The sequence below is a fragment of the Paenibacillus sinensis genome, from assembly GCF_019904155.1.
Classification (GTDB): domain Bacteria; phylum Bacillota; class Bacilli; order Paenibacillales; family Paenibacillaceae; genus Paenibacillus_AQ; species Paenibacillus_AQ sinensis.
Genome location: NZ_JAHCMB010000021.1, coordinates 25768 through 43848 on the forward strand (window position 1 = coordinate 25768; position 18081 = coordinate 43848).

Below are 18081 nucleotides of genomic sequence, written 5' to 3' on the forward strand. Positions count from 1 at the left end.
AGCTCACGTATCGGGAAAATCAGGCAAATTTAATCCTTGACAAAAATATTTATTTGTGGTATAATAAATAATTTATCTATTGATTTAACTTTCCGATTCCGTTAAGATAAACTCTGCTTTTACCTTAACGTTTACGGGAGGATGAAGAATGAGAATTGCCGAAGGGCTGGAGATGCTGGAGATTGAAGCACAGATTATGGGCGGAAGCGAGCGAATTTATCCCGTGTTGATGTGGGACGACGAGCATGTCATGCTCGTCGATACCGGATATCCGGGCATAACAGAGACCTTCCAAGCGGGATTTGCCATAGCAGGAGTGCCCTGGGACAGACTGGATACCGTCCTGATCACCCATCAGGATCTGGACCACATCGGCGGCCTGCCCGCTATATTGGAGGAGCGGCCGTCCATACGGGTGCTGGCCCATCCCCTGGAGCGCCCCTATATCGAAGGCGAACGGATGCTGCTGAAGCATACCCCCGAAGCGATAGCGGCGGCGGAGGCCATGCTCCCTCCGCATGTGCCGGCGGAGTGGCGGCGGGCCTTCCTGCATGTGCTCTCCCATCCGCCGCGGGCCAGGGTTGATGCGGAGCTGGCTGACGGCGAGGTTCTGCCGGTGGCCGGCGGCGTCACCGTGATCACGACTCCCGGGCATAGCCCCGGGCATGTCAGCCTGTACCACGGCGCGAGCGGAACGCTGATCGCCGGCGACAGCCTGACCGTGAAGGACGGCGAGCTGCATGGCCCCGATCCGCGGGCCACGCCGGACATGTCGGCGGCGCTGGCCAACCTGCGGAGATACGCCGGACTGACCATCCATACGGTCATATGCTATCACGGCGGCGTCTACCGGGGAGATGCCGGGAAGCGAATCGCCGAGCTGGCGGTCGGCATCGAGTAAGGATACAGCTGGCATCGGCGGCAGGATTCCCTCCATAATGAGTTGAGGTCGCCTAAGCGCTCCAGCCAATGCCAATGCCGATGCCAAAGCAAACCAATGCCGACGCCATATCAGCAGCAAACCAATGCCAAAACCAAACGGCCATTTCCCGGCAGTACCGGGAAATGGCCGCATTTTTTAAAATCCGCAGATGAGTTAAGGTTGAATCTCCTGTCTGGCTTGGCGCCATTTGTCATTCCATTGATCGAATTCGCCCTGCAGGTTCTTGGCGACCGCCAGCTTCTGCACGATATCCCCGCTCCATAAATCGAAGCCCGCCTTGGAAGCAATCGTATAAAAATCGCTGTCCAGCTCGATGTTCTCCATTAAAGCGGGTTTTGCGGCGAGGAACTCCTTCAGTTGAGGAAGGGATGGCTCTCTCGTCTTAACCGTCGGGATAAACCCGTTATCGTCGGCGTAGCCCGACTCCTCCAGCAAATACTTGAACCAGGCTTTGGCGGTCTTCATGTTCTTGCTGTTCTTGTTGATCACAAACCAGGCGTCGGAGCTCATCAATGCGCTCAGTTTCCCGCTGTCCGATGCCGGAAACGGCATGAACCCGATGTCCTCCGATTTCACATTCGTGCCGGATGTGCTCAGGATCTGCGGAATGACCCAGTTCCCCAAATACATCATCGCCGCTTTTCCTTCGGCAAGCTCCTTCTTGGATTCCTCCCAATGGTTCGTATAGAGATCCGATTCCGTATAGCCCTTCTGGATCAGGTGCCGGATTATGCCGTAAGATTGTCCGACCGGATTGTCCTCCTGGAACGGGGAATCGGATGTGGTCATGAAATTCAGCGCCTTGGCATCTCCCTCAATGACGGGCGCCATATTGACTCCCCACTGCGGCAATGTCCAGCCCGATGCGTAATTCACGTATACCGGAGTGATGCCGGCCTGCTTCAGCTTCTCACAGGCTTCATAGAAGGCGGTAAGCGTCGTCGGGAATTCCTTGATGCCCGCCTTCTCAAAAGCCGTCTTGTTATACACGAGTCCGAGCGCCGAGACACCGACCGTAGCCGCATAATGCTTGTTCTCGAACGTCTTTCTATTGTTGTAATAGAGCTTGTCCGTCAGTCCCAAATCATCAATGGGCGCAAAATATTCGGGCAAATTCTTGTCTTCCAGGTCTCCCGGAAGCAGCAGCACATCTCCATAGTCATTCGTCAGTATTTTAATCCGGATATCCGTATCGTAATTCTGCATCACCGTTACTTTCACATCCGTTACCGCCGGATATTTCTTCTTGAACCCCTCAATATAGCGGTCCATCATCCCGGAGTCCACCATTTCCTGACGGTTCGTGATAAAAGTAATGCTGCCGCCAACCTCGGCCGATGTCCCGGTTGTCTCCTGCTGCTGCTTAGTTACGGTTGCCGTATTGCCATCACAGCCGCCTATCGTCAATAATGCGGTCATCAGGATCACTCCCCATGCATGCATCCGTTTCTTCCTCATTGCATATCCCCCTGTCTGTGTTCAAGCTGGACCAAATACCAAATCAAAGAGTCGGCTATCAAGCGGTTACACCCGGAAGGACACCAGCGATTCCTTCAGATAGATGGACAAGTGATCCAGCTCTGCAGAGAGCTCTACAAGCCGGGTGTTCATGCCCGCCTGCTCCTCGCAGACCGTCGCCACCTGCTGGGAGGACGCGGCTGTCTGCTCCGATACGGAGCTTACATTCAGAATGGTCTCATTGAGTCTCCGCTGCACCGCATTAAGTTCCGACACCGTATCGGCCACATGATTGGACCGGTTAATAAGCTCCTTCATCCGCTCCGTAACCGTAGACAGTATGGATGAGGTCTGTTTGACGGTCTCCGACTGGGATTGATATAAAGGATAGAGGCCGGTTAAGGTGTTAACGGTTTCACCAACCTCTTCCTGGATTTTATGTGTAATCGTTCCGGCCACTTCAATGGACTGCTTCGTCTGGTCAGCCAGACGGCGAATCTCATCGGCAACAACCATGAACCCATTGCCGGCGGCACCGGCTCTTGCGGCCTCAATCGCAGCATTAAGCGACAGGATGTTCGTCTGCTTCATCAGATCGGACATCATTTGAAGGATATCGGTAATCGAGGCAACGCTTTCTGTTAAACGGTCAGCCCGCTCCATCACTTCCCGGGTCATGAACTCGGCCGTCTGCGTCTGTTCCGTAAGCTCCTGCATATTCTGATATCCCTGATCGCTGATCCGGCCTGCTTCATCTGCAGATTGGCTCATATCGCGGTTGGATTGAACAACCTTCTGCATGTGCCGGTCAATGATCCCTGTCATTTCACTTCCGTTCTCCGCTTCTGCGGCAAGCGCCGACGCTCCCTGGGCGATATGCTCGGTTGTGGTAGAGATTTCCCCTGCCGACTCGGACGACAATCTGGAAGCTTCATTCAACTTCGAGGCGCTCAGCATTACATTATGTGCGGAATCGCCGGTCTTCTTGACCAGGAAACCGATATTATCCATCATGAGATTGAAACTGTTTCCTAGTTGGCCGATTTCGTCACGGCTATGTATCGGTACACGGACAGTTAAATTTCCCATCGATGCTTCATTAAGCATATCCTTGACGCCAACCAGAGGTTTGGCGAACAGCCGGACCATAATATAACCGAGAATAATGGCAATTACCGCAGAGGCGGCAAGCGCGATATAGACGAACACCAGAATCCGGTTGGCGAGACTCAGCAGATCGCGAATCGGCATCTGCCCGGTCAAATACCAGCCCGTTACACTTGATTGGCTGTATATATTCAGATTATCCTGTCCCGCCGTGTCTTCCATTGTGAATGCTCCTTGCAAGGCGCTGTTTCCGCCTTCAGTCTCCGGCAGCACAAAAGAAGTAGGTTTGCCGACCTCATCGGCCAGGCTTGAGTAGACCACCTGCCGAGTCTCAGGATCGAATACCGTTAGATCGGGACTACTCTTGGATGACATCAGCTTCACTTCACCAAGCGGCTTGGACAGGGCATCCGAGTTGATTTCCACAAGCACGATCGCGATTGGCCCCGAATAATCCCTCAGCACCCGGGCATGCCCAAAACTGGACTGGCCGGTTACAAATGTGGAGGAAGCAGGCAGCCAGATGGCTTCGCCTTTGGTCTTGACCGCCTGCTGGAGCCAGCTCTGCTTCGGAATAGAGCTTAAGGTTTTGTCAACAGACGAAGCGACAGCCTTGCCATCCAGAGTGAACAGCGTCACTGAGCGAACCATCTCGTTGGAAGAAGCGGTATGCTGCAGATATGAGGTAATCGCCTTCTGCTGATCCAGATAGTCCAGAGAGTTGGAGCCCGATGATACAAAAGCCCTCAGTTGGCCCAGAAAATCTGCATCGGCAATAAATTGCACCGAAAAATCGCGGTATCCGCCCATAATCAGATCCACGTTCTTCCTTGTCTCATTCAATGTTTGCTCAGCGGAATCCGATACTTCTTGCACAATGGCATTTTTGGAAATCCGGTAAGCATTCCACCCCAAGACGCTGACGATGATAAATACCGATGTGAAAAAGAACAGGAACAGCTTGATCCCTATGCTCTTCCTGGGGTCAAAGCGTCTCACTATACTCGCCCATCCCTTTTTCGTTTCAATCATTCCCTCAAGTCTCTTCATATTTGCCCCCCTTATTTTCTGTAATTCTCTGTGTCATTTCTTTATCGGCTTCCAAGTCTTCTGATTCAATAGTCCTATATTGTAAATTTCTAGTCCTCTGTTGCGTTTCTTTGTTCCATTAGTATTTGGATTCGGCATATGCACAAAAACACCGATGCGATCCTTGGATTGCTCCAAGTATCGCCCGGTGTTTGCGCAAATGTAAATGGTCTGGCGAGCAGACCGAGCCCTTTCGGCAGCCGCTTCCTCCAATCTGGTTTCCGATACCTGTCAGCAAGCCTGCTCCTTTGCACGCCCGAAGCAGCGGCCGGTCACACGGGGGTTAGCCCGGACTGTGCAGGATAATCACAGTTCCCGCTGCCAAGCTGTAGCGGATTTTCACCGCCAAGTTATCGCCCATGCCGGGCTCACCAGAAAAGACCGCGTCTCGTCCGGCGCGGCCTTTCTTACCAATCCCTATTCCGATGTCTCGTTAACCGGCGTCCCGTTCATCCATGTTCAGCGTTCAGACCCGACAGTGAACCGTTCACGAATATGCGCCGGACGCTCGATTTCATCGACCACGGCAACCGCGTAATCCTCATAGCTTACATAACTATCTCCCTTGGAATTGAGCAGCAGCCGGTCCTTCCCCGTCTCGTAAGCGCCGGTCCGGCGTCCAAGAGCGAAATTAGCCGATGGACTGATAAACGTCCAATTCAGGCCCTCGGTTCCCCGCAGAATATCCAGATTCTTGGCCTGGTTCAGCGCTGTCGGCTTGACGAAATCCGGGAACCCGGGCGTATCAACTACGCGGATTGTCTGTGCTTCGTCGGCATATAGACTTCCGGCTCCGCCTACCACGATTAGCCGGATATTCGGCGCATCCTTAAGCGCCCCGATCAGAACGTCGCCAGCCTCTACGTGAAGATGCTCCTGCCCCATAGGCGCGCCAAAGGCGTTGACAACGACATCAAATGGAGTGAGGTCTTCCGCAGTCAGGTCAAAAACGTCCTTCACGATAACCGCCGCCCCGCTGTCAGCGGCGCTGCCGGCTTTCCGGACAATCGCCGTCACGTCATGCCCCCGTTCCAATGCCTCCTTCACAATCCGGCTTCCTGCTTTACCATTCGCTCCGATTACCGCTATCTTCATAATTATTGTCGTCTCCTTCCTCGTACTTACGCCTGCAAGCCTTCCGCTGCGACCAGTCTGATTCCGATATGCCACGGATCGTGAACCCCTGGTTCTCCTTCAAATTCCGTGAGCCCGAAGCCGGCAGCCTCAAGCCGCCGCAGCACCAGGCTGCGATCCTCTTCACTTGGAAGCTGAATCGTGAAATAGTCGATGCCCGGCGCATTCGGCGACGCCGGTTTCGCTCCTTCGCCGGCCCATACGTTGAGGCCAATATGATGATGATATCCTCCCGCCGACACGAACAGCGCCGAGCCGCCGTAGCGGGCGACAAGCTCGAACCCGAGAACTCCGCAGTAGAAGTCCTGGGCTTTCTTAAGATTGCCAATATGAAAATGCACATGCCCGATAACCGTACCAGCCGGGAGACCGTTCCACTCAAGCCCTTCCGAATCGCTGAGCAGCCCCTCTACGTCCACCGGATCGGTGCCCATCATCACATGCCCCTCCGGATCATACTGCCATGTATCGCGCGGGCGGTCCCGGTACAGCTCGATGCCGTTGTTGTCGGGGTCCTGGATATACAGCGCCTCGCTGACGAGATGATCGCCTTGGCCGATCTCGATTCCGGAAGCAATGAGATTGCGCAGCACGAGCCCAAGGGATGGACGGTCCGGCAGCAGAATGGCGAAATGATACAGTCCCGCAGCCGAACGGCGGCGCTGTCCCTCGCCTTCCCCCACTTCTCGCAAAATCAGCAGCGGCGAAACGCCGTCCACCGTTAGCTCGGCTCTCCCTTTCTCCCTCCGCAGCACCCGAAATCCGACCGTATCCTGATAAAAAGCCAATGAGCGCTCCAAATGGCTTACCCGTAGCTGCACCGCTCCCAGCTTCAGCCCCTTCGGCAGAACTTCCGTTGTATGCATACCGTTTCCTCCTTCATGAATCGTTGTCATCATAGCTTCTCCAATTTGAATGCCGCATCATCATGTAACAAACAAAGTTACAAACTAACTATAATTAGTATAGCAGGTATCTTTATGTTTGTATAGATTTAAAAAATTAAGGTATCCCGCGGTATCGGAAGATTGCCCTAGCCCCACCCTAATGCGCAGCAAAAGACCCCTCCTTCAGCTTGAAGTGAGGGGTCTGATCAACTTAATAAGGAACGTCGCTTATCCGACAATTGCTCTGTTGCAATCGGTGACGAAGGAGGCATTTGAAAATAAGCGCGTCCATGACGCTGCATTGCATCGCCGAGCGCTCGCCATCAACGCTTCGCGTTCGTACGGCATCTGCTTATAATCCCCGAACAGCCGTCAACTAAATATAGCTGTCAGACAGGCTGCGGAAGACAAGCTGCTCTCTAAATTCTTCGAGAGTTAACGGGACGGAGAGGTCAGCTTTTCTAACGACCACCGTCTTCTTCTCATTCGCGGACAAATGAAAATAGTTGTCGTCAAAGATCGCATCGCTCTCATTCAGATCCAGTTCAACGAACATCGCAAAGGCCGTGGAGCCGATGGTCAATTCAAATTGCTCCCCATTTTCCTTGACGCTGACCGACAGTTCGGCGGGTTGAAGCTTGAAATGCTTGGCCGGAACAAAAATGGTCTTGCCGGCGCTTAACGTATGCCCGTCCGATTGCAGCTCATACTCCAAATAGTGGGATCTCAGCCGATCGACCGAGCTCAGCACCTCATTGAAATCTAGCGTCAGGCAGGTGACGGCGGACAGTCCGGCCGCTGCTGCCTCAATTTCTCCCGATTGAATGACGGCGGAGGCTGAATCGCGCAGCTTCCAGACCACCTTGCCCGCCACATCGGCCAGCGTCTCATTGTTGATATGCAGAGAGACTTGGCTTCCTTCTTCCGCCGCAGAGATCAGCACAGGAGAGTAGAAGCGCTTGGCTGCATAATGCAGCGCCTTCCATCTTCCGTGGTAATCGATGCTCGCCCAAGAGGCGACCGGCCAGGAATCATTCAGCTGCCAGTAGATAGCCCCCATGCATCTGCCCCGGTTCCGTCTCCAGTGTTCAACGCCGTACCGAACACCCTCGGCCTGAATAAGCTGGGACACATACAGGAAGGATTGGAAATCCTTTGGCATTTTAAAATATTGGGATACATAATGAATCATTGGCGAAAGGCCGTCTTCATGCTTCTGATGATTCTCCATTACGGCGGAGAAGACGTTCCGGTCCTCCGGAAGCGAGAAAGCTTCAACCGTCTTGATGGACGGGAAGGATTGCAGCCCGAATTCGGACATGAAGCGCGGATACCGTTTGCGGAAATCGGTGAAGGGCTCGCGTCCGTGCCAAATGCTCCAGTCATGCATATCCCCGAAGTCCTGGCTGTTCGGACGGTCAAATCCGCCGAAGGAAGAAGGGGACGCAAGCCAGTAGAACGTCTCCGGGTCCACATTCTTCGCGATTTCCGGCATGACATATTCAAACTGTCTGATGTAATCCGCTTTAAGCTTGGGAGACTGGTTGATGTTCCATTCGACCCATGCCCATTCGTTCTCATTGTTGCCGCACCACAGGCCGAGGCTTGCATGATGACGAATCCGCTTCATATTTTGCGTAATTTCCTGAACGATGTTGTCCTTGAATTCATCCGTTAGATCATAGACGGCGCAGGCGAAGAGATGGTCCTGCCAGACCAGAAGCCCATACTCGTCGCACAGGTCGTAGAAATAATCCTCCGGGTAGTAGCCGCCGCCCCAGACGCGAATACTGTTGAAGTTGGCCTTGACGCAGTCCCGGATAATCCGTTCCGTCTTGTCTCTCGTTCCTCTTGAGATAATATTGTCTTCCGGCACGTAGTTGCCGCCCATCGCGAAGATTTCGAGCCCGTTGACGCAGTAAGCGAAGGATTTGCCCCATTCATCGTCCCGCTGGCTGACCGTAACGGTGCGGAGCCCGATTCTTAACTTGCGTTCATCCAGAACGGCGCCGTCCCTGCGTATTTGAACATGGATATGATAAAGCGGCTGCTTCCCGAACCCATTGGGCCACCACAGCTGCGGCTCCGCGACATGGAGATCCAGATATCCCGTCGCTTCCGACATCGGGAACTGACACGAAGACACACGCGTGCCATCCGGACCGGTCAGCTCAAAGAGGACCTCAACCGGGCTTTCCGGCTTGTACTCCAGCCCCACTTTTACATTCAGATCTACACCCAGGTCACCCTTATGCTGCTGTGTTACATAGACTTCATCAATCCGGGTATGAGACAGTGCAATCAGCTTCACCGGTCTCCAGATCCCCATATCGGGCAGACTGGGGCCCCAATCCCAGCCGAACATATAGTGGGCTTTCCGCAGATAAGGAAACCCCGGAGAGCCATTGACGGACCAGATCGGCTGGGCGTTCGACTTCTCACGAATATACTTCAGTGGAGAACGGAAGGTGACGCCAAGAATGTTCTCGCCCTCATGGATGATTGGCTTAACATCGAACTCATAGGTTCTGTGCATGTTGTCCGTCCGGGCGATCTCCAGGCCGTTGAGCCGGATTTCAGCCAGTGTATCAAGCCCCTCGAAGCGGAGAATAACCCGCTCTTCCTTCAGGTAATCAGGGCCAATAATGAAGCGCTTTTCATATTCGTAATCATGTTCCGAGAGCAGGGACGCTTCCCGGTCATTCTCCCGGTAGAAGGGATCTTCCATCTGTCCGGCATTCAACAAATCACTATAGACCGAGCCTGGAACGGACGCCTCCGTCCAATCGGTATGGTCAAGCCGTCTCATCGTCCAGGCTCCGTTCAAATCCAGAATATTCATCACTGACGTCACTCCTTGATCGCACTGTATCATTTTAACTTCTTCCAGCAAAAGTGTATCAGAGAATTACATGAATTACTTGTCTTGAATGCTCATATCTATTGTGTTATTTTAACATCAAGATTGGATACGAGAGGACAGGACATTATGGAAATCTACACCTACACCGCCGCGTCCCACATGGGGCCGCATACCGAATCTCATCTGTTCACCGTTCCTTCGCTCAGCTATGCCTCTCCCATCCACACCCATGATTTCTATGAGCTCTTCCTTGTAACCAAGGGGAAGGCCCGGCATATGGTGAATGACGCTTGCCAGCCGGTAGCCGAAGGCACCCTTGTCTTTATCCGGCCGCATGACATTCATTATTATGAACGGGAGGGAGATCATGATTGCGAATTCATCAATATATGTTATACCCGGGAAACGATGAATCATGTGTTCTCCTTTCTGAAGCAAGCCATTGATCCCGATCATCTGCTGTCCACTCTGCTGCCCCCTATTACCGTGCTGCCGGCAAACGAGACGGACCGCCTGAAAGACCGGCTTGAACGGATTCGCCTTATCCCGGACAAGCCGCAGGCAGCGGGGCTGCTGCGGGCTATGCTGGTCGAACTGCTCATGCTGTTCTTCTGGAAGCACCAGCGTACCAGGGAAGATGCGATTCCGCTGTGGCTGGAATCCCTGCTGCTTCAAATGCAGCGCAAGGAGAATTTCGTCGAGGGTGTTAGGCGGATGTATGAGCTGTCGGGACGCAGCCCCGGACACCTCAACCGGGTATTCAGGACTCTGCTTCACACTACGCCGGTTCAGTACATCAATCAGCTTCGGCTGGACTATGCGCAGTACATGCTGGCCACTACCAATCTCGGGATTATGGACATCGCACTCTCAGCCGGGTTCAATAACCTCAGCCATTACTATCACCTGTTCAAAAAGGAATACGGGCTGACCCCGCTGGCTTTCCGTTCTATTCATCGTTAGTTCTGAGCAGCAGAAAAAAGCATCCAATCCGTGTGACGGAAAGGATGCTCTTCTTTTGCACTCCTAGTATGGTGAGATTCCATTATGTTCTTCCGCTGCTTCGTCTGATTCTGCGGATTCGCGAGCAATCCGCTCCGCAGCGGGCAGAGCTCATACAGGAAGCTGCGTCGTGATTTGGTCGAGCGTGACCTGCTCCAGTACTTTCTCCATCGCCTGCTGGGCCATCAGGAACACCGGAATGATCGCCCCTGCAATATTTTTGCCGACCGGACATTCCGGGCTGGGATGCTCATGCACAGCGAACAGCGAACCCTCGCCGACCGCATCAACCGCCTCGTAAATATCCAGCAGCGTAATCTTATCCGCCGGCCGGGCCAGCTTCGCTCCCGCAATTCCCGGCTTCACTTCGATCAGTCCCGCTTTGCCTAGCATGCTGCTGATCCGGCGGATTACGACCGGATTGGTGCCGACGCTTCCGGCGATCCAGTCCGAGGTGTTCCGCCCTTCCCTGTTCGTGTCAATCAGGGCCAAGATGTGGATGGCGACCGCAAATCGGGTGCTGATATTCATAACAAACTACTCCTTTGCCAAGACAATCATTTGAAACCATCATAGTTACGTTAAGATTTATTGTCAATCCCGGCGAGGAGCGCAGCCGTCTGGGCTCCGTATTTGCGGGATAACCGCGATTTGCCGAGATTGGCCTTCACAATTCGTAAAATGACGGGGTCATCCAGCGACGCGAGCCTGGACAGCAGCTCAAAGCCCGCTCCCGGTTCGGCGGCCGCCATTACGCTCAGCGCATATTCCAGCCCTTTGCGCAATACGCGGAAGGGTTCCCCCCGTCGCTCAGGTCCAGGCACCTCCGCAATGTCTTCCGTGATCTTACCCGCCAGCTCCAGCGCATAGACTGCCGCCTCTTTGTCCTTCAGAATCGGCGGATGTGCCAGAGCCGCGACGAACGCACGCTGCTCCAGCAGGTTCGCATCACCCTTCCACTGCTCCAGCAGAGCGGCGAGCAGCCCGAAATCCGCCTCGCCGACACGCTGAAGGCCCATGGCCGCCGCCTCCCGCGTTCTCCAGCGGGAATCGTTCATCGCCGCCCGGAGAGTGGAGGCGATCTCCTGCCTCTGCCCTGGAAGCGCGAAGCTGTAATATGCGCCAAATGCCAAACAGGCGCAGAACGGAAGAAACTCGCGCGGATCGCCGGTGTCCGCCTCCCCGGAGGACAGGCGCGTCCAATCCGTCAGCATGTCCCACCATTCTTCGGACATGCCGCTTCGGGCGAAGCCCGACGCCAGGCGCCCGGCAAGCTCCAGATTGCCTCTGGGGCCGGGCAGGTGGCTTTCACCTGTCAGATAAACCTCCAGCTTGTTCCGATCATTAGGGCTTGGACGCATCTCGGCCGCCATGAGTCCTTCGACGGCCGGGCGCTCCAGCCGGCTCATTGCCCCTCCCCCGGGAGGACAACATCGGCTCCCCGCAGCTCGTAAGGGTAATCGATCTGCTGCTTCACGGCCAGAGCAGCCTCTTCGCCTGCAAGCAGGCCAAGAACGTACAGTCCAAGATCAATCGAAGTCGATACGCCCCCGCCCGTGATCACCCGGCCGTCATGCACGATCCGGGCCGGGCCGACTTCCCGGCAGTACGGCTCCAGCAGTTCGGAGGCGGAAGGGTGGGTTACCGCTTTCTTCCCCTCCAGCAGTCCCGCTGCTCCAAGAAGCAGCGAGCCGGTACAGACGGAGACAATCCACTCCGCTTGTCCGGCACCCTTCAGCCAGGAGACGAAGTCCGGATCATGGCGCAGGCTCCGGGTGCCCCATCCGCCGGGCACAAAAACAAGATCGTAACCGGACAGATCCGGAAGCACGCGGCCGGGCCTGATCTCCAGTCCCTGATCATCCCTGACCGAATCGGATGCCGCGCAGACATCCCACTGAAGCCCGGTATAGGGCTCGAAATGCCGGAGACGGATAATGACATCATAGAAGCCGGCAAAGTCCAGAAAGGTGACTCCATTAAATAAAACGAATGCAATGTTCATCCGGCGTAACTCCTTCGATATATTTTGCTCCATCAAGCGTTTATAATCGAGTTATGAAAATCTTGGAATTTGTACATGCAGTTTATACTGGGAGTAAACCCACAAGGAGGCTTATACATGGATAGTCTGGAGGCATTGCGTCACAAGCTGGAGGAGCAGGCGGTGGAATACGAAATCCTCACTCACAAATATACGGCCCGGACCGCGCAGGAAGGGGCGGCAATGCTGGGGATCGAGCTCGGTCAGACGGCGCCGGCGCTGATTGTGAAGTCACCCGACGTCTATCTGGCGTTGATCGTCTCCGGCGAGCGCGGCCGGGTGAATCTGGAGCAGGCGGCTTCGCTGATCGGGGCAGCCTCGCTGCGGATGGCGAGTCCCCGGGAAGCGATGGAGATTACAGGATTTGAGGTTGGCTCCATTCCGCTCGTGCTTCAGCTCCCTTGTATCCTGGACCGCAAGCTCCTCAGTCATGAGTATATCTACGGCGGTGCGGGCAAGCCGGGCACAACTCTTAAGCTGCGCCCGCACGCGCTGGAGACACTCAACGAAGTGATCGCTTACCTGGATTAAGGCTTCGTCAGGATGACCGGCCGGCCTTTCGTAACAATTATCGTGTGCTCAAACTGGGCTACACGGCTGTTGTCCGGGACGGTCAGCGTCCATCCGTCGCTCTGCTGATCCACAAATTCCGCGCCGGTCGACAGGAACGGCTCGATTGTAATGACCTGGTTCGGCTTCAGCATGGTCGTCTCTCGCGGATTGAAGTATGGCAGAATTTCATGGGGCTTATCGTGGAGGGATTTGCCGATGCCGTGGCTGCACAGATTGCGCACAACACGGTAGCCGCGCCGGCGGGCCTCCAGCTCCATCACCTTCCCGATTTCATTCACGCGCATGCCGGCGCGCAGATGGGAAATGACGGCGAGCATCGTCTCCTCGGTGCTGGCGCATAAATGCTGAAGCTTCTGATTGTACGGCGGAAGCTGAAACGACACGCCCGAATCTCCGAAGTAACCGTTCAGCTCGGCGGAGACATCGATATTGATCAGGTCGCCGGCCTGGATCACTCTCGGACCCGGAATGCCGTGCGCCACCTCTTCATTGATGCTGATACAGGTGAATCCCGGGAAATCATAGGTTTCCTTCGGCGCCGATTTGGCCCCGAAGCTGCTCAGAATTTCCGCGCCGATCAGGTCAAGCTCCAGCGTCGTCATGCCGGGCTTGACGCTTTTTTTCATTTCGGCGATGGTGTGGCCGACCACTTTCCCCACCGCTTTTAGTCCTTCCAGATCCTGTTCTGTCTCGCTTATCATCAAGTTCATCCCTTTCTGCTCTGCTGCCGGCCTCACCCGGCTTACCGGACTCTTCCGGTGGCAATGGCCACCGCATAATCCGGTCTGCCGTTCTTCTCCGCCATGCGGGCGGCCGACTGCCAATCGTATGCAATTAGTCTATGCTCCGTCTCCCAGCCCGCTCCCGGATTTCTCCGGACGATCACGTAGCTGGCACAGGTTGTTCCCGATTCCATGACATGGGGGAACGGAAGCTCCTCTTCGTATGCGGGGAGTCCAACGCTTCCCGCGTTGACAACCCATCTTCCGTCCGGCAAGTCAATCTTGCGGTAGACGTGGCTGTGTCCGCAGAAGATGCCCTGCTCCCCCAGGGGGCTGAGCTCATTCTGAAGGGTCAAGCCGGATTTGTACATGACACGGGCTTTGGTTACCTCCTCAAGAAGGTAGCGCTTGTTGTCGCCAGGGGTTCCATGGCAGAACAGCAGCCCGTCTTGTCTCCACAACGGCTGATGCCGCATGATCCAGCCCTCCATTTCAGCATCAAGCAGCGGCTTGACATGCCGATAGGTCAGTGACTCCGAATGATCTTCCAGCAGAACTTCATCGCAATTCCCCATAATATGGACGGCCTTGCCGAGACCGGCAAGCAGCCTGTATGTTCCAACCGGATCGACCGGACCAAAGAGGCTGTCGCCGAGATTGACGACAAGCTCCGCCCCGCAAGCCTCCGCATCCTGAAGCACCGCCCTCAGAGCTGGCTCGTTGCTATGTATGTCGGAAATGACCGCAAGAATACCGTTCAAAAACGATCCCCCCTCCCGTATACGTCATATTTCATTATAACAGTCTACTCCGGCAAAATCGAAACCGCCTTCCTGATTCTTACAAACGCTGTAAAGATTACTTAGAGCTCTCCTGCTAACCATTCAAAAACGCAAATCCCCGGCTGTCAACGACAACCGGGGACTTGCAGCACAGGATCACATCATTAGCGGACACCGGCTGCCTGAAGCCAGGCTTCGGTAATAAGGGCATGTCCCGCGCCCGACGGGTGCACGCCGTCGCCCGCCCAGTATGCCGGGGCAGCCTTCATGGAAGCCGCCGCGAACAACCCATCCAGGGGCACGAGCTGTGCGCCGTATTCCCGCGCAAGCTTCCGGACAACGGCAATCTTCGGATTGAGGTCCTCCCCCCAATCCCGGTTCAGGCCTTCAACCGGCAGCACGAATGGCTCAATCAGAATAAGCCTGGTGTCAAGCGCTTCGCGCGTCCGGTCAAGCAGCAGCCGGTAGTTTTGTTCATACTCTTCCGCCGTCGTCTCCTCGCCGTTGTCGTACCGGCGCCAGGTGTCATTGACACCGATATAGATCGACACCCAGGTCGGCTTCAGGGCGACGCAGTCCTTCTCCCATCGGCGGACAAGATCGATCGTGCGGTGGCCGTTGACTCCCCGGTTGTAGAAGGTCAGATTCTTGTCCGGATACAGCAGTCCCAGCCTCGCAGCCACCATCAGCGGATACCCATGTCCCAGCGAACTGGGATCACGGTAATCGCGTCCAACATCGGTTATGCTGTCGCCAATAAACAGAATCACATCATTGCTCTTGAACGGCATCTCAACACTCCTCCCTGTTATTTCAGGTAGCCATCCCGATAGACTAGCCCGCCTGAATAGTTATAGTAAACATCGTGTACATAAGATTTCTGAAGGGCATACGTCTTGAAATAGTGAATTGGGATGATAACCATTTGATCCATCAGCAATTGTTCCGCTTGGCGGTACAGCTTCATTCGGGCCGTGGGATCGGCGGTCTGCATGGCGGAGCGCATATAGGCGTCGTACTGCGGATTGCTCCAGCCGCTGTCGTTATCGGTGCTCCATGAGGTGAAGATCTCCAGGAACGAGGCGGGATCGTTATAATCCGCCGACCAGCCGGCTCTGGCAATGTCGTAATTCAGGTCCTTGCTATTGCTCAGCAGCTCTTCCCACGGCTGCTCCTCAGTGTTGACCTTAATGCCGAGAGTCTCTTCCCACATTTCTGTGACGGCGGAAGAAATATATTCATGACCTTCATTATAGATTAGCGTCGTCTCAGGGAACTTCGTAAGTCCCTCCTCCTGAAGACCTTTCTTCAGCAGCTCGCGCGCTTTGCCGGCGTCTTCCCTGAAGAATGCGGTTGTTGCCTCTTCGCGGAACGGCTTCTTGACGCCAAGGATGCCCGGTGGAACGAAAGCATACGCCGGTGTACTGCTGGTAACCTGCTCTCTGACAATACTCATGGCCAGAGCCTTCCGGATATTGACGTTGTCAAACGGTGGCTTGGTTACATTGAAGACAAAATAATACGTGCTGGCCGGATTGTAGGTATGCGCGTCATTCTTCATCGCTTTATCCAGGCTTGAGGAAGTGATATTCAAATCGGAGGCCTGTGACCAGTCGATCGAACCTGCTTTATAGCTGGCTATTTCCTGGTCCGGATCATTCTGTATTCCAATCCGAACCTGCTTGAAATGAACATCCCCGGCGGAGAAATACGCTACGTTCTTGGTCAGCACAATCTCATTGTCCTGCACCCATTTGGTCAGTGTAAAAGGACCGTTGCCGACGAACGTTTGGGCAGACTCCGCCCAATTCGGATTCTTCTTGACGACGGCCGGATTGACCGGGAGATACGATCTTGTGGCCGCCAGCTGCAGGAAGTAAGGCGTACGGCTGCGAAGCGTCACTTGAAGAGTAGTATCATCCACCGCCTTGACGCCGATCTGCCCGCTGTCCTTCAGCTTGCCATTATAGTAGTCCTCTGCACCTGCCAGATAAAAAAGCATGTAAGCCTGCGGCGAGCCTGTAGCGGGATTCAGCACTCTTTTCCACGCATACTCGAAATCGGATGCCTTCACCTTCTGTTTGTTGGTCCATACGGCCCCGCTGCGCAGCTTGAAGGTATAGGTCTTCCCGTCTTGGGAAACCGTCCATGATTTGGCAACCGCCGGCTGGATTTCGCCATTCTTGCCGGTTCGCACAAGCCCCTCCATAATCCCCCTTATCACAACATCGCTGATGCTCTCCGCAGTAAGCGCGGGGTCCAGTGAAATCGGATTCGCGTACAGGTTAAAGCGAAAAATCTGCTCCCTTCCCGCTGCCCAGCTGTCATGTGCAAGTCCTGTCATCAGAACAAGCAAACACAGCATCCAGGTTATGATTCTCTTAATCACCGAACTCCCCCTTATTTATCATGCAAATACAAATACTGTATGACATCAGGGAGATTTAGGCAATAGAAAAAACAAACTTGCAGGGTGTGCGGGAAATATCATTGACTACGCCAAATCACTGTGATATGTTTACCAAGTAACTAATAGTAAGTACGTTAACTTAATAAATCAAATTAGTTTTTGTGGAGGTCCTTATCAATGAACACGCAAGCCGCCAACCCTTTCCTGGATATCGTCCAAGCCCGCCGCTCCGCCATGAATTTCGTGGAAGGCATCGCCATTCCGCAGCAGGAGCTGGAAGAAATATTCTCGCTGACAAGACTCGCGCCATCCGCCTATAACCTGCAGCATGCCCGTTATGTCGTCGTATCCGATCCGGCTGCGAAGGAACGCGTCCGGGACAATGCTTACGGCCAATACAAAATCCATACCGCTTCCGCCGTCATCGCCGTGATCGGGGACATGCATGCTTACAAGCAGGCTCCGGAAATCTACGACGGGCTGAAGCTGTTGGGTGCGATGTCGCCTGAAGAATATGACGGAACGATGAAGGCGATCAACGACGCCTATGAAGGCAACGAGGCTTTTCAGCGGGATGAAGCGATCCGGAACGCATCGCTGTCCGCCATGCAGTTCATGCTGATTGCCAAAGCCAAGGGCTGGGACACATGCCCGATGATCGGCTTCGATCCTGAAGCGCTTAAAGAGACGCTTGGCCTGCCGGACAACCAGGTTCCGGTTATGCTGATCACGATCGGCAAGGATAACCAGCGCAAAATCAGACCCCGCGGCTACCGCAAGCCTGTGAACGAGTTCGTGGACTTTATCGGATAAGCAGCAGCTGGTGAACACGTGTTCACAATGAGGCGTCATCAGCCTCCTTGAACCATAGCCGATTCCTGCGGAATCCTCTTTGTCCTGGGTTTACTATTCTCCTTCGGACACATGGACCCAAGCAGTTATCCGCTCTGATTGTATATACTCTTAATAATACACCCCCTTTCACCGAGCTTGGTCAAAACTCCAGTGAAAGGGGGTGAACTTATTTCTGATCAGTATAGGATTTATCGATAGGGTTCTGGCGTTTG

General features: G+C 54.4%; 16 protein-coding genes. 4 read left to right on the forward strand and 12 right to left on the reverse strand.

Annotation, left to right across the window (positions count from 1 at the left end):
• The first annotated feature begins 148 nt into the window (after nt 1-148).
• A complete protein-coding gene (locus tag KIH86_RS01525) occupies nt 149-901 on the forward strand; it encodes an MBL fold metallo-hydrolase (RefSeq protein WP_223084050.1) in 753 nt (250 codons plus the stop codon).
• A gap of 195 nt (nt 902-1096) precedes the next feature.
• Here KIH86_RS01525 and KIH86_RS01530 read toward each other — a convergent pair whose 3' ends face one another.
• The 5 genes from KIH86_RS01530 to KIH86_RS01550 all read right to left on the reverse strand — a co-directional run bounded on the left by KIH86_RS01530 (nt 1097) and on the right by KIH86_RS01550 (nt 9460).
• Nucleotides 1097-2401 (reverse strand): ABC transporter substrate-binding protein, encoded by a 1305-nt coding sequence (locus KIH86_RS01530; protein WP_223084051.1) that lies wholly within the window; start codon nt 2399-2401, stop codon nt 1097-1099.
• Nucleotides 2402-2467: 66 nt separating this feature from the next.
• Nucleotides 2468-4558, reverse strand: coding sequence for a methyl-accepting chemotaxis protein (locus KIH86_RS01535; protein ID WP_223084052.1), 2091 nt, complete (start codon nt 4556-4558; stop codon nt 2468-2470).
• Nucleotides 4559-5056: 498 nt separating this feature from the next.
• On the reverse strand, nt 5057-5692 hold the full coding sequence (locus tag KIH86_RS01540; RefSeq protein ID WP_223084053.1) for an NAD(P)-dependent oxidoreductase: 636 nt from the start codon (nt 5690-5692) through the stop codon (nt 5057-5059).
• A gap of 26 nt (nt 5693-5718) precedes the next feature.
• Nucleotides 5719-6597: a VOC family protein gene (locus tag KIH86_RS01545; protein WP_223084054.1), complete on the reverse strand. Its 879-nt coding sequence runs from the start codon at nt 6595-6597 to the stop codon at nt 5719-5721.
• 397 nt (nt 6598-6994) lie between these two features.
• Nucleotides 6995-9460, reverse strand: a complete 2466-nt coding sequence (locus KIH86_RS01550) for a beta-mannosidase (protein ID WP_223084184.1) — start codon at nt 9458-9460, stop codon at nt 6995-6997.
• Nucleotides 9461-9583: 123 nt separating this feature from the next.
• Here KIH86_RS01550 and KIH86_RS01555 point away from each other — a divergent pair, with 123 nt between their 5' ends.
• Nucleotides 9584-10444, forward strand: a complete 861-nt coding sequence (locus KIH86_RS01555; protein ID WP_235775214.1) for a helix-turn-helix domain-containing protein — start codon at nt 9584-9586, stop codon at nt 10442-10444.
• A gap of 150 nt (nt 10445-10594) precedes the next feature.
• Here KIH86_RS01555 and KIH86_RS01560 read toward each other — a convergent pair whose 3' ends face one another.
• From KIH86_RS01560 to KIH86_RS01570, 3 genes are read right to left on the reverse strand one after another with little or no spacing between them, the layout of a single operon-like run.
• Entirely contained in the window at nt 10595-11014 is a 420-nt protein-coding gene (locus tag KIH86_RS01560) for an Rrf2 family transcriptional regulator (protein ID WP_223084056.1), read from the reverse strand.
• Nucleotides 11015-11064: 50 nt separating this feature from the next.
• The gene (locus KIH86_RS01565) at nt 11065-11892 is read right to left on the reverse strand and encodes a hypothetical protein (protein ID WP_223084057.1); all 828 of its coding nucleotides are present in this window, start codon (nt 11890-11892) and stop codon (nt 11065-11067) included.
• Nucleotides 11889-12488: a DJ-1/PfpI family protein gene (locus KIH86_RS01570; protein ID WP_223084058.1), complete on the reverse strand. Its 600-nt coding sequence runs from the start codon at nt 12486-12488 to the stop codon at nt 11889-11891. The genes KIH86_RS01565 and KIH86_RS01570 overlap by 4 nt, the downstream gene beginning before the upstream one ends.
• Before the next feature lie 117 nt (nt 12489-12605).
• Here KIH86_RS01570 and KIH86_RS01575 point away from each other — a divergent pair, with 117 nt between their 5' ends.
• The gene (locus tag KIH86_RS01575) at nt 12606-13058 is read left to right on the forward strand and encodes an aminoacyl-tRNA deacylase (RefSeq protein WP_223084059.1); all 453 of its coding nucleotides are present in this window, start codon (nt 12606-12608) and stop codon (nt 13056-13058) included.
• Here the strand turns inward: KIH86_RS01575 and map are convergent.
• From map to KIH86_RS01595, 4 genes are all read right to left on the reverse strand, one after another.
• The gene (gene map / locus KIH86_RS01580; protein ID WP_223084060.1) at nt 13055-13801 is read right to left on the reverse strand and encodes a type I methionyl aminopeptidase; all 747 of its coding nucleotides are present in this window, start codon (nt 13799-13801) and stop codon (nt 13055-13057) included. The genes KIH86_RS01575 and map overlap by 4 nt on opposite strands.
• Before the next feature lie 41 nt (nt 13802-13842).
• Nucleotides 13843-14583 carry a metallophosphoesterase family protein gene (locus tag KIH86_RS01585; RefSeq protein ID WP_223084061.1) on the reverse strand — a complete coding sequence of 247 codons (741 nt, stop codon included), beginning with the start codon at nt 14581-14583 and terminating at the stop codon, nt 13843-13845.
• Nucleotides 14584-14768: 185 nt separating this feature from the next.
• Nucleotides 14769-15395 (reverse strand): SGNH/GDSL hydrolase family protein, encoded by a 627-nt coding sequence (locus KIH86_RS01590; protein ID WP_223084062.1) that lies wholly within the window; start codon nt 15393-15395, stop codon nt 14769-14771.
• Nucleotides 15396-15412: 17 nt separating this feature from the next.
• Nucleotides 15413-16993, reverse strand: coding sequence for a peptide ABC transporter substrate-binding protein (locus tag KIH86_RS01595; protein ID WP_223084063.1), 1581 nt, complete (start codon nt 16991-16993; stop codon nt 15413-15415).
• 198 nt (nt 16994-17191) lie between these two features.
• Between KIH86_RS01595 and KIH86_RS01600 the strand changes: the two genes are divergently transcribed.
• The gene (locus KIH86_RS01600; RefSeq protein WP_223084064.1) at nt 17192-17827 is read left to right on the forward strand and encodes a nitroreductase family protein; all 636 of its coding nucleotides are present in this window, start codon (nt 17192-17194) and stop codon (nt 17825-17827) included.
• Nucleotides 17828-18081: the final 254 nt, after the last annotated feature.